Source organism: Ureibacillus yapensis, assembly GCF_003515775.1.
Lineage (GTDB): Bacteria > Bacillota > Bacilli > Bacillales_A > Planococcaceae > Ureibacillus > Ureibacillus yapensis.
On the sequence record NZ_QWEI01000005.1, the window covers coordinates 49084 to 62353 of the forward strand.

A 13270-nucleotide genomic window follows, 5' to 3' on the forward strand; every position below is an offset into this window, starting at 1 on the left:
CTTTATTTTTGTTTTATTTCATTTTCATGTAATTTTAATGTTCGGATTGTATCATAATGACAACAAGGAAAACGAAAGGATGAACGTAAATGAGTTATTTCAATGATGACGAAAATAAACAAGAAGAACAGCAATCCCCAAGTTCTTATTCGCCTCTGCAGGAACGATTGAAGCGGGAACAGGAAGAAGAAAACAAACGGCGTGCCAATAAAAAAGGGGGAAGCAAGGCAGGGTACTTTATAAGCGGACTTGCAGGTGTAATCATCGGTGCCCTCCTCATTTGGCTGCTGGTTCCTTCACTATCGAATCAACTTCCTGGTAACTCAACCACTAACCAAAATGGAGGAGAAACGGCTATCACACAATCAGCAACCGAAGTCACAACGGATATTACTACTGCAGTAGAGGAAGTTTCGGGTGCGGTCGTGGGAATCACCAATATTCAGAAAGTAACGGATTTTTGGAACCAAGAGTCACAAACTTCTGAAGTCGGCAGCGGTTCCGGGGTTATTTATAAAGTAGATGGGGACACTGCTTACATCGTGACAAATCACCATGTAGTAGAAGGAGCGGAACAGCTTGAAGTAACTCTGGAAGACGGCTCTAAAGAAGAAGCCCAATTGGTAGGGAGCGATATTTGGACGGACCTTGCTGTTATTTCTATCAGCAGCGAAAAAGTAGATACAGTTGCAGAGTTTGGAAACTCCGACCTATTGAAGCAAGGAGAAACAGTAATCGCCATTGGGAACCCATTAGGGCTGGAATTCTACGGTTCTGTTACTACTGGAGTTATTTCAGGAACGGAGCGTTCCGTACCGGTTGACTTAGATGGGAATGGATCGGTGGACTGGGAAGTAGAAGTACTTCAAACGGATGCAGCCATCAACCCAGGGAATAGTGGAGGAGCGCTTATTAATATTGCAGGAGAATTAATCGGCATTAACTCCATGAAAATTGCACAAGATACAATTGAAGGATTGGGCTTCTCCATTCCGATTAATAGTGTAATCCCAATTATTGAGGAACTGGAAAAAACGGGTGAAGTGAAACGTCCAACCATGGGAATTGGCCTATTGGACTTAACGGACGTTCCGATTTTCTATCAACAACAAACATTGCGTTTGCCTGAGGAAGTAACAACAGGAGTTGTCGTTACACAGGTTGCTCAAGGGTCACCAGCCCATAAAGCAGGTATGGAACAGTATGATGTTATTGTTGAAATGGGCGGACAGAAAATCGAAAACTCCATTGATCTTCGCCATTACTTGTACAACGAAACGGATATTGGCGATTCATTACCAATAAAAGTGTACCGACAAGGAAAGCTAGTGGAGTTAACTATGACGTTAACTGAAGGAACGACTTTATAGAACATTTTTCAATTGTGGATAACTTATAGAAATTTATACACACTGAGTAGTGAAAGAAAAACCTCTTCTTTCCTACTCTTTTTTTGTCTGATACAATAGTTTGTGGATAACTTATAACAAATTGTGAATAATTTTGTGAAAATTTTTGCAAAGAAGGAGGCAGAAAAATTTGATTAGTTATAGCTGTGAAACCCATATAAATCAAGCTTTAGATATGTTTGTGGCAGAAACGGAAGAGTTCCCAATCCTGGATAAAGTATCGGAAGAAGAAAAGTTATCCACAAAGTGTTCCTACTGTGAAGAGCATGCAACATATATAGTATCAAGTAAATAACTTTACACCATATATAGATTGTTTGTGTGGATATGTGGATAACTTTTGTGGATAAGTTGTTTGTAAATGAAATATTAAGGTGGATAAATTGTTTGTATTTAAATTTTCAAATTAAAATGAAAAAAGAAAGGCACTAAGAATGCAGTGCAGATGCATTAGAGATTGAAAATTGAAATTTAAGCGAACGATTGGGAAATAAAATTGTGAAGGTAAAGTAAAGGTGGATAAGCTGTGAATATAACGATACTCTCAGTCGGAAAGCTAAAAGAAAAATATTTAAAGATGGGAATTGAGGAATACGTCAAACGATTGAGCGCCTATGCCAAAATCGAATTAATAGAGGTTCCGGACGAAAAAGCACCCGAACAATTAAGCGAAGCGGAAATGGACATGGTGAAACGGAAAGAAGGTGAGCGGATCCTGGCAAAAATCAATGACAGTACGCATGTCATTGCCTTGGCAATCAACGGAAAAATGAAATCCTCCGAAGAAATGGCAGCCGACCTGGAATCCCTCATGACCTACGGCACCAGTAAAATCGCCTTCGTCATCGGCGGCTCACTCGGCCTGCACGACGAAGTACTCAAGCGCGCGGATGAAAAACTGAGCTTCGGCAAAATGACCCTTCCTCATCAGTTGATGAAGCTTGTGCTAGTTGAGCAGGTCTATCGGAGTTTTCGGATTATTAAGGGAGAACCGTACCATAAGTAATAGAAAAAGCATGAGAACAAAAATTCTCATGCTTTTTTATTTTAAAACACATATTTTTATGATTGTTATTTGGTGTTTTTTTATTCTCTACCAGTTACAAGCGGACAACTAGGATCAGCTGCCCATTCGTTCATAGAGCCATCATAGATTGCCACATTTTCTTGCCCAAGCTTGTTTAAAAGTAATGCATTCCACGTAGCAGCAATTCCACCGCCACAATAAGTAATAACTGTTTTTTCTGTATCTAGAGCGCCAATTTCAGAAAAAACTTTACTTAGCTTTTCGTCGTCCCAAAGTAGATGTGTTTCAGGATTTGAGTGGCTTCCAAAAAAGACGTTAAAACTTGTAGGGATATGGCCCTTACGTGGGTAAGTGTTTGTTTCACCGTAAAAATCCGCTGGAGAAAGGCTATTAATTAATACAACAGAATCATCATCAATCGCTTTACGTACTTGATCTTTATTAACGACTAGCTCAGGGCGGCGTGTAAAGTTGAATGTGCCTTTTGGATAACTTGTCTTATCTGTTGTTGTTGGATAACCGTCAAGTTTCCATTTTACAAGTCCACCATCTAAAATTGCGACATTGTCAAAGCCTTCATATTTTAGCTGCCAGCGAAGACGAGATGCCCAGTAAGAAGCAATTACATCTGCATTGGCAAGTGCACCGCGATCATAGATTACAACGTACGTGTCTTCACCAACACCAAGTTTTTCGATTTCCTCTACAAATTGTTCACGACTTGGAATTGTCATCGGTAATGCTGCGTTACGATCTGAGAAATTTTTCAAAATATCTGCAAATACAGCATTAGGAATATGCTCTTCATCAAAGGCATCCTGACCAGACCATAAGCCAGGTGTTTCACCATCCTTGTTTGGAATACTTAAAAATGTCGTAGCATCAAGCAGTCTTAAGTTTGGGTCATCTAAACGCTCATGTAACCAAGCGCTATCTACAACCAATGGAATAGTTGTCATAATACATCCCCTTAACTTTTCTTATTTGTTTACTTGGTATTAATGTATCAAAAAAAATTTGGTAAAACAATGGTTAGTTTAAATTATTTATTCTTTAGCTAGTTTTTGCAATGTAAAGTCTAATAATATCAAGGATTTTCTGTACTTTAGGTTTGCTGCGGTCCTCTCGCAAAAAATTCTGCAATAGCCGCACTATGCACTTGTTTACCGTTTTGCCACAGTAAATTGAAAGTTAAATTTGGAGGCAGAACTTTATCATAGATAATAGAAAAATGTTTCTAGGAATACTGGTATAAACGTGTTTCAGGTGTTTTTTTACCTTTAGAAGGGTATACCAAAATGATTAGAGAAGAATTTAAAAGGTAGAAGAGTAAATGCAGAAATATTTATGTATAAAATTAATTTGGTAAATGAGGGATATTCATGTCAGTAGGTTTCTCTTCCGAATCCACTGCCCCGGCCTGTAATAATCGCTGTCTTTCCTTGCATATAATTCACTCTATTATCGATAATTTTGACTACCATAATATGCCCTTATATGGATTTTTCATTTGTGAAATAAATTATAAATTCGGCTTATCTCTTTAAATGGTAAGCAGAAGGTTGAACTCATGCTTTTATAATCAGCGGGTGGCTGTTATTTTCTAACTTAAAAAAGGAATAAGAGAAAAGTAAACAATGAAAAAGCCTCTGGTATACACCAAAGGCTTTTTGTTCATTATCGATTGTTCTCCCATTACGCGTTCACTGCAAGTTGGATCATCAGTTCAATCCCCGCTGGAATCGCTGCTTCATCTAAATCGAATTTTGGGTGATGGTGAGGGTACGAGCTGTTTTCACTTTTCATGCCGACATGAATGAAGGCCCCGACTTTTTCCTTCACGTAGAAGGCAAAATCTTCTGCTCCGAATACAGGTTCAATTGATGAGAAGACTTCATTGCCAAAGGTTTTCTCTATAATTCCTCTGGCAACGTCACACGCTTCTTGGTGATTGTATAGTGGAGGAGTCCCCTCGATTAATTTTAAATGACCCTTTGCATCAAAGCTTTCGCAAATGTACTCCGTTAACTTTGCCGTTTTCCGGAGCATTAATTCGGCACCTTCTTGCGTTAAGGCTCTAATTGTTCCTGAAAGTATCACTTTATCGGGAATTACATTGTAGGACATACCCGTTTGAATTCCGGTAATCGACATCACGCCGCCGTGTATAGGATTTAAATTACGGCTGACAATCGACTGAAATGCTTGTATAAGGTGACTTGCAATAAAAATGGGATCCACCGTTTCATGAGGGTTCCCAGCATGGCCGCCTTTCCCTTCAATAACGATATCAAAGTCATCACTTGATGCCATGAAGGGACCTACTGGAAATCCAATTTGGCCTAAAGGGATATTCGACATATAATGAATACCGTAAATGGCATCAACATTATCCAATACTCCTTCTTTTACAAGTTGTTGTGCCCCGCTTGGCGACATTTCTTCAGAGCTTTGGAAAATGAGGACAATGTTGTTTTTTACCAAATGTGCATTTTCACTCATCCACTTGGCAGCTGCAAGTAAAGTAGCAGTATGACCATCGTGTGCGCATGCATGCATGACGCCAGAAACTTTTGAAGAATAGGGCTTGTCTCCTTCTTCAATAATGGGGAGAGCATCCATATCTGCTCGCAAAGCGATCGTTTTTTCACCATCTGTTCCTTTAAAATGAGCGATGACGCTGGGCTTTGAAAATTTTTCCATTATCGGAATCCCGAATTCGCCTAATTTTTCTCTTACGTAAGCTGCCGTTTGATATTCTTGTCCCGATAATTCAGGGTACATATGAAAATGTCTGCGTTGTTTAATCGACCAGTCAATTAGCTGTTGATCAACGTAGTGTAATTGAAACATGAAGTACCTCCATTAGTTCACTAAAATGGGCCATATTGAATGGCTTGTGCAATAATCAAGAAAATAATACTAATTATGATTTGGATAAAGATAAATGGCAAAACCCACTTAATCCATTTTGTAAAAGGAATTCCAGCAACAGCTAGTCCTGCAAGCAGGACACCTGAAGTAGGAAATAGGGAATTCGAAATACCATCTCCAAGTTGGTAAGCAAGTACAGCCGTTTGTCTTGTTATGCCAACAAGATCAGCTAATGGTGCCATGATTGGCATTGTGAGTGCAGCTTGCCCACTTCCGGACGGCACTAGGAAATTTAGGAAAAGTTGCAAAAAGAACATTCCGATGACATTGAAAAAAGGGGATAGCTGACTAAGTAAAGTAGAAGCAGAGTACAGGATTGTATCGATTAATTTTCCATCTTGTATAACGACAAGAATTGCTTGAGCAAATCCAATGATTAAAGCTCCTCCAATTAATTCTTTTGCTCCATCAATAAAACTATCTGCAATCTGGCTTGCGGATAAGTTTCCTACAATCCCAAATATAATCCCGAATAATAAAAACAATCCTGCTATTTCAGTAATATACCAACCATATTTGATCACACCAAAAATTAAAACAACAAAGTTTAGCAAGAATAAAGTTAATATTATTTTATGACGGAAAGTTAAAATGGCATCTGCCTTTATTTTAACTTGGTCTTCATTTGTAAAATGACCTAAAAATCTAAGGTTTGGATTGGCCTTAACTTTTTTCGCGTATCGATATACATATAGTACCGCAGCAAAATACAACACAAAAAAGAGCGCGATTCTTAAGCCAATGCCAGAGAACGTAGGCAATTCTGCAATACTTTGCGCAACTCCTATATTAAAGGGGTTGAGAACTGCAGCCATAAATCCTACCCCGGCACCCAATGAAACAATTGCATATCCAACGATAGCATCCAACTTTAAAGATACAGCCAATGGCGCAATGATGGCAATATAGACAATCGTTTCTTCAGCCAATCCCATTAAGGCACCGGCTACGGCAAAAAAGAACATAAGTACAGGAATTAGCAGTAATTCTCTATTTCCCAATTTCTTTGTGATTGAAATGATGAAAGCATCGAGGGCACCGGTAGCTTTTAAAATTCCAAACGCTCCCCCGACAATTAAAACGAAGAATATTATGCCAGCTCCATTAACCATCCCAATATGAATATTATTAAAAATATCTAAAAAACCTACAGGTGATGATTCTGTATATTGAAATGAATCTGGTACGACTAAAGTTCGGCCATTTTCTTCAATTCGCTCATACTCACCTGCCGGTAAAAAATAGGTGAGGATTGCCCCGATAACAATAATGCAAAATAGTAAAACAAATGCGTTTATGTTGAGAGCTCTTTTGCTCTTAATTATTCCTTTTGTCTGTTCGTGATGCATGAATATAAACTCCTTTATGTTTAATTTAAGTTTTGGTGAATATTTATGCAGTTTATATTAATATATATTCAAATGCAATTCAATGATTTTTAATATATTTTTTTATAATTTATTAATTTTATGTGGTGGTAATTTAATGTAAAGTTGTATATGTATATCTTTATTATCAGTTGATTAGGTGAACTGTGTATATTTATGAGAATTGCCTTCATAATGAACATGACTATCAATAAGAATTATTTATAGCCTAACTCATTAATAAAACCGCTGAGTTTATACTCAGCGGTCTAACTATTATTTATCGATTCCTACTTTGATAAGAAGTTATAAATATTGGCTTCGCCTGCCCCGTATAGTGGATCATTCCCCACTTTCCCGAAATCAATGGCGCTTTGTCTGATAGCCGCTGCCACTTGGGAAGGAGTATACTCAGGGTGAGCGGCTTTAATGACTCCAGCAACTCCAGCGACTTTCGGTGCAGCCATGGAAGTTCCATGCAAATAGGAATAGCCATGCCATTGGCCGTCACTAAACTCCGTAGTTGCGTTCCCACCTGCGACTGGATAGGTAGGGTAGGTAGACAATGTTCGATAAGTGAAGTCACGTTTATTTAAATAGTTCCCAGCTGGGTTCTGACGATACAAACTATCATATAATGGGCCGTTATCTCCGCCTGGACCGGCTACGTCGATGCCATTTCCGTAATTTGAGTAGAAGGCAATGCTATTATTGGACCATTCATTTGAGGAAGATACCGTAATTACCCCTGGAATTTGGGCTGGAACGACACGGGATGGACCTTTAATGTCTATACCGTAAGTATCCTTCCAATATGCCTGCATATCGTGGAAATCACCGAGATTTTTTGAGTCATTTCCGGCCGACACCACAACAGTAACACCTTTTTGGATGGCATACTGAATGGAACGGTGGTAGGCTACCATTGAAGCAGAATCGCCCTTCTCCTCCAAGTTTTGAGCCATCCAACGCCAGCCTCCGATTGACATATTAATCACTTCTACTCCATCATTTGCCGCCTCTACAATTGCATCGGTAATCCATGATTGCTGTGCTCCCCCAGTTGCTCCAAAAACTCGGTATGCTCTCACCGTTAAATCCGGTCCAACACCTTTTACCTTTCCGTTAGCTGCAATGGATCCAGCAACATGCGTGCCGTGGCCATTTTTGTCCCAGGGATCTGTAGTGCCGGGTACGAAGGTTTTTGAACCCGCTAAATCTGCATTTTCCTTCAAATCCGGATGACTAAAATCAATTCCTGTATCGATAACCGCGATAACCGTATCATGATTACCTGTATTTAACTTATATGATTTCCCTTCATGGGTAATACGGTGCATGTCCCATTGTTTATCCCAATAGCTTTCTGCGTTTGAATCCAAAGTCACTTTCTGCCCGTTTGGGGTACCAGGAGTAAAATTCACTGCCTCATCAGGATCAGTTTCCAAGTATGCTTCAAGTTCTCTTCCAGCTGATTGAATACTTTTATCTTCCTTCACTTTTGAAAGAAAATCGGGATTTGCTGATGCTGCTTCAACAATCCCGATTTCTGGTATAACTCTTTCAACAGCTCCTCCTGCCTTAGAGATTGTTTCTGAGTAATTACCCGGCAAATTCCCTTTATACGCTAATACATAATGCTCCTCTTCAGGTGCAGCCTTCGTTTCATTTGTTGGAAACCCAACGAATGCAGAAAATGATAGAGCCGAACAGATAGATAGAATTGCTAGTTTTTTCTTCATTTAAACTCTCCTCCTTTGAAAAAATAAAATATACTTTTATCTATTCAACGTTTAGAAGGTTTATCCTTAAACTTTAAAAAAGGAGATGATTTGCCTATCTATAGTATTCCATCCATCCATTTTCTAGTTATAATGGAGGCTGCTTGGCTATTGCTAAAAGACTAGGAATCTATTAAATAGATAAAATCTCATTTAGATTAGTTTCGGTGATCCGCATTAAAAGGGGCGGTTTTAACCCAATCAAAAACGAGATATAATATGAAAGCGAAACACGCTGGGTTACATGGTGATGCCAATCTATTATTGGTGCCATATTCCCTGCGTGCGTTTTTATTATAGAAAGAAAATCTAATTTTGAAGGATAAAGATAGTATAGCCAGGGGTGTAAATAGCCGAATCGAAGTCTCGCTTTACTGAATTTATATTAGTGAGCCAAACATTTACTAAACAATCAAGGCGCCTGCTGACCAGCCCTCGCTTGGATCAATCGAATTTAAACCTTGAAATATACTCTTTATATCCGTCCATCCACCCGATTTGAGGCCATTCTCCTGTGGGGTTGTTGCGGTTATTTTCCTGCGGACGTCCTGGAGTAGAGCGGCCATTGATAATATATTCTTCCAATGACTTTTTGAGGCTTTCAACAAGCTCTGGATGCTCATTGATGACATTATTTGTTTCACATATGTCTTCTTTCAAATTATATAATTCGACAGGCTTATAAACTTGATTTTCTAGTCCTTCACGGAAGTTTATCATTCCGCCCCCATTGTACACGCATTCCAGCTTCCAGTCTCCACGGCGAATTGAAAGTCCTCCATTTGCAGAAGAATGGACAATATCCTCACGTACCGGCTCATTCTTTCCTTTCCATAATGGAACATTGGAGATGGAGTCCTCCGCTGCATCATCTGGAATTTCAGTGCCAATGATTTCCGCAATACTTCGATAGATGTCAGATAGACTGATCATATGGTTGCAGACAGTACCCCCTTGAATCATGGCCGGGTAAGAAATGATCGTTGGCTCGCGGTGCCCACCTTCCCAAATGTCTCCTTTGAGTCCTCTGAAAATATAGCTCGGATTATGTCCATGTTCCTTTAATGCAACAAAATCAGCTAGAGCGGATGCCCCGTTGTCACTTGTAAAAATGAAAATTGTGTTATCAAATAAATCATTTTCTTTCAGTTTAGCTATTATTTCACCAATGTAATGATCAAGTTGAAGTACGAAGTCGCCATACGGTCCGATACCTGATTTTCCTTCGAATTTTTCATTAGGCAAAAGTGGACCATGCACCAAATGGCTTGGATAGTATAAGAAAAATGGCATGTCTTCTTCTGCAAACCGATCGATCATTTCCAATGCTTTTTTCTGCATTTTATCCGCAACTTCCCTGTGAACAAAGTTTGGTGCGATTACTCCATTTTGCCATTCCTTCTGATGGTTGGGTCCAGCCCGGTCCATCATGTGTATGCCTGTTACGTCTGTGGGTTCCTCAATAACCCGGTCATTTTCAATATAAACATACGGTGGCTGGTCAAGAGAGGCAGGTGTTCCATAAAAATAATCGAATCCCAACTGATTTGGGCCAAATGTGATTGGTTTTGAATAATCAATATCCAATCCTTCAAAGTCCAATCTTCCTGCTGAGATGTCAAAAATGCCATCGCGGCCAAACCGGGTTTCTTTCTCGTGGAAATCTTCAGGATTTAACCCGAATTTTTCATAATCAAAGTACCCCTTCAACTGCCATTTTAAGCCTAAGTGCCATTTTCCGATAGCTGCTGTATTATAGCCATTTTCTTTAAGTAGATGGGCAATCGTCTTGCGGTCTTCTTCAATTAATGGCATGGAATCCCCTGGTATTACAAAGCTCTTCAAGCTGGAGCGCCAATTATAGCGACCGGTTAACAAACCATAACGGGACGGGGTACACAGGGCTGAGGTGGCATGTGTATCCGTAAAACGCATTCCTGCTTCAGCTAATGCATCTATGTTCTTTGTTTTGATTTTTGACTCAGGATTGAAACAGGAAACATCTCCATATCCTAAGTCATCGGCAAAAACTAATACGATGTTCGGTTTTGTGTTTGACATTTTTTTGACTCCTTTAATATGAATATACTTATTACTTGTCTACCCATTGTCTTTTTTAAAAAACAGTGTAGCTCTTAACTTACATTCCCATGTCATATAAACTAACTTTCAAGTCGTTTGGTTTATAAGGGAAAACAGAAGGATAAAGAATGGGAGGGGGTAGCGATAAATGAGAGAGAATTCATGCTGCAGTGCCGGACTGCAGAGAAATAAACCAAGAGAATCACAGGTTATAAAAGTTACTCAAGCAGCGAAAAAACTAGGGAGAGATAAACTAGTCTTCATACCGGGCGGAATGTTTAAAATGGGGACTGAAGATCAGGACGGTTTTCCGGCAGATGGCGAAGGACCAATTCGTGATGTAACTGTTGATCCCTTCTATATGGATGCCTATGCAGTGACAAATGCAGAATTCAGGGATTTTATAAAGGATACAGGCTACGTCACAGACGCTGAGAAGTTTGGCTGGTCATTTGTTTTTCATTTACTTTTATCAGAGAAAATGCTGCCGTATGTAAACCAGGCTGTAGCGGGCACACCATGGTGGCTGGTTGTGGAAGGGGCAGCATGGAATCACCCGGAAGGCCCCCACTCTTCGATTAAGGACATTATGGATCATCCGGTTGTTCATGTGTCATGGAACGATGCAGTTGCTTACTGCAAATGGGCAGGCAAACGGCTTCCTACTGAAGCGGAATGGGAATATGCAGCCCGTGGTGGTTTGGTGCAAAAGCGCTATCCTTGGGGAGATGAATTAATGCCCGAAGGAAAACATGCCTGCAATATCTGGCAAGGTGACTTTCCAAGTATGAATACGGAAGAGGACGGCTATCTCGGTACAGCTCCTGCAAAGTCATTTCCTCCTAATGGGTACGGACTTTATAATATGTCTGGAAACGTTTGGGAGTGGTGTATGGACTGGTTTACTGACCAGCCTGACCAAAAGGGCGGGAATGATAATCCTACAGGTCCGAAACTTGGAATGAGCAGGGTTATTCGCGGAGGTTCATATCTTTGTCATGAATCCTACTGTAGTCGCTACCGGGTCGCGGCAAGGTCATCCAATACACCAGACAGTTCAACTGGAAATACTGGATTTCGCTGTGTCGTCGATCGACATTCATTTTAGCAATCTTTGATTGAATAAAATAACTTCCCAATTTAGCGTTTTAGATAAGCAGATAACATCCAGTGCGATAAAGAGTAAAATGGCTATAAAAAAATCTGTCTCATCCGACAGATTTTTCAACTTGGCACAACAATTCATTAAATTCTTCATGCTCTTCAAACGGAAGACAATGCCCGGAGTGTTCAAACCACACTAGTTGCTTTACTGGTGCCAAAGGAAATTTTTTCGCCTTCTACCGTACTAACAATCTGACCGACGCCAATATAATCATGATATTCCTGAGCCAGGAGGGAGCCAAGAACACTCCCCCATGAATGGCCACCAAGTAAAGTTTTTGCTTTCCAAATCCACTACGATAAATTCCCTCTCCAGTTGCCGGTTAAATCCTCTGGCAAACCCAATTTTTGGTGATAGTGTCACTCTCTTATCCAATTTTAACTTGAAGGATGATAAGTTATAAAATCTACTCAAAGAAGCTCTTGCCAAATCCAAATAGGTTCTTGTAAAACAATAGAAGTCAGGTTACGGTTAATTGTCTTTGAATTCACGGTCATTTCGTTGCTAAGCACAATAACCGTAAGATCCTCATCCTGGAGTCGAACAACATAGTGACGGAAGCCGCTTGGGTATCCGCCGGAATGGCCTACTGCTTTATGCCCCAAAACATCCTGCGTATACCAGCCATACCCATATTGGTATGGAAACTTTGAAGCATGAGTCGTTCCCATCTGTTTTGTCGTTTCCTCAGATACTAGCAGGTTTTGGCGTAATGCCTCATCAAAGAGTGCCAAATCTTCGGCGGTAGAAATAATATCCCCTGCTGCAAATGCTGCGGAATTATCCATACGTGGGCCAGATTCCCCTTCCACATGTCCCTCTGCTGCCGGAGATCCTTCCGGAATAGTGAACATGGAATGATGCATACCACTTGGAATGAATATATGTTCTTCTATATAGTCAGAATATGGTTGCCCGCTTACTTGTTCGATAATGAGTCCAAGGAGTACGTAACCTGTATTGCTGTAACTGAAGCTCTCTCCTGGAGTAAATTCCAACTGTTCGTTGCGTACAACCTCGATAATATCATTAGGTTCCCAGACTTGACTGTAATCAAATTGATAGTCTGGGTTTAGGTAATCCGGAATTCCCGAGCTATGACTTAACAGATGTCCGAGTGTGATGGTATCGGCATTTGGAAAGTTGGGAAAATACTTCGCGAGGGGGTCATCCACAGTAAGCATTTGCTTCTCTGCAAGTTGCATGATAGCAACAGCCGTAAACGATTTTGACAACGAAGCGATTTGATATAAAGTATCCGTGCCATTTTGCACATTAGGGGCAGCCATTCCGTATCCTTTTTTAAATAATAATTCTCCATCCTTAGCAATTAAGACTGCTCCCTGGAATTCTTGATTTGACAAATACTGATCGATTTGTTCGGGAATGCTTCCGGATAAATTTCCATGATTGTCACGACCGAACGCTAACAAAGAAGCACCACCTAAGACTCCGAGTGTTAAAACGAAAATTAGGGCAATTTTAAAAAACTTTCTCATAAGGCC

10 protein-coding genes are annotated in these 13270 nt (G+C 40.1%); 4 read left to right on the top strand and 6 right to left on the bottom strand.

All coding sequences use genetic code 11. From position 1 onward, the window contains the following. Nucleotides 1–89: 89 nt before the first annotated feature. The 3 genes from D1B33_RS10880 to rlmH all read left to right on the top strand — a co-directional run bounded on the left by D1B33_RS10880 (nt 90) and on the right by rlmH (nt 2415). Entirely contained in the window at nt 90–1370 is a 1281-nt protein-coding gene (locus tag D1B33_RS10880) for a S1C family serine protease (RefSeq protein WP_118876428.1), read from the top strand. Between the two features lie 169 nt (nt 1371–1539). Further along, nucleotides 1540–1704 (top strand): CxxH/CxxC protein, encoded by a 165-nt coding sequence (locus tag D1B33_RS10885; RefSeq protein WP_118876429.1) that lies wholly within the window; start codon nt 1540–1542, stop codon nt 1702–1704. A 231-nt stretch (nt 1705–1935) separates the two neighbouring features. After that, a complete protein-coding gene (gene rlmH / locus D1B33_RS10890; protein WP_118876430.1) occupies nt 1936–2415 on the top strand; it encodes a 23S rRNA (pseudouridine(1915)-N(3))-methyltransferase RlmH in 480 nt (159 codons plus the stop codon). An 80-nt stretch (nt 2416–2495) separates the two neighbouring features. Here the strand turns inward: rlmH and D1B33_RS10895 are convergent, their stop codons facing one another. The 5 genes from D1B33_RS10895 to D1B33_RS10915 all read right to left on the bottom strand — a co-directional run bounded on the left by D1B33_RS10895 (nt 2496) and on the right by D1B33_RS10915 (nt 10579). Continuing rightward, nucleotides 2496–3395 (bottom strand): sulfurtransferase, encoded by a 900-nt coding sequence (locus tag D1B33_RS10895; protein ID WP_118876431.1) that lies wholly within the window; start codon nt 3393–3395, stop codon nt 2496–2498. A gap of 736 nt (nt 3396–4131) precedes the next feature. Then, entirely contained in the window at nt 4132–5289 is a 1158-nt protein-coding gene (locus D1B33_RS10900) for a M20 metallopeptidase family protein (protein WP_118876432.1), read from the bottom strand. 20 nt (nt 5290–5309) lie between these two features. Next, entirely contained in the window at nt 5310–6719 is a 1410-nt protein-coding gene (locus D1B33_RS10905) for a YfcC family protein (RefSeq protein WP_118876433.1), read from the bottom strand. A 308-nt stretch (nt 6720–7027) separates the two neighbouring features. Next, nucleotides 7028–8479: a S8 family serine peptidase gene (locus tag D1B33_RS10910; RefSeq protein ID WP_118876434.1), complete on the bottom strand. Its 1452-nt coding sequence runs from the start codon at nt 8477–8479 to the stop codon at nt 7028–7030. A gap of 483 nt (nt 8480–8962) precedes the next feature. Further along, complete coding sequence (locus D1B33_RS10915) at nt 8963–10579, bottom strand: sulfatase family protein (protein WP_118876435.1); 1617 nt, start codon at nt 10577–10579, stop codon at nt 8963–8965. A 169-nt stretch (nt 10580–10748) separates the two neighbouring features. Between D1B33_RS10915 and D1B33_RS10920 the strand changes: the two genes are divergently transcribed. Then, on the top strand, nt 10749–11708 hold the full coding sequence (locus tag D1B33_RS10920) for a formylglycine-generating enzyme family protein (protein ID WP_118876436.1): 960 nt from the start codon (nt 10749–10751) through the stop codon (nt 11706–11708). Nucleotides 11709–12175: 467 nt separating this feature from the next. Here D1B33_RS10920 and D1B33_RS10925 read toward each other — a convergent pair whose 3' ends face one another. Continuing rightward, nucleotides 12176–13264: a serine hydrolase domain-containing protein gene (locus D1B33_RS10925; protein ID WP_118876437.1), complete on the bottom strand. Its 1089-nt coding sequence runs from the start codon at nt 13262–13264 to the stop codon at nt 12176–12178. Nucleotides 13265–13270 lie beyond the last annotated feature (6 nt).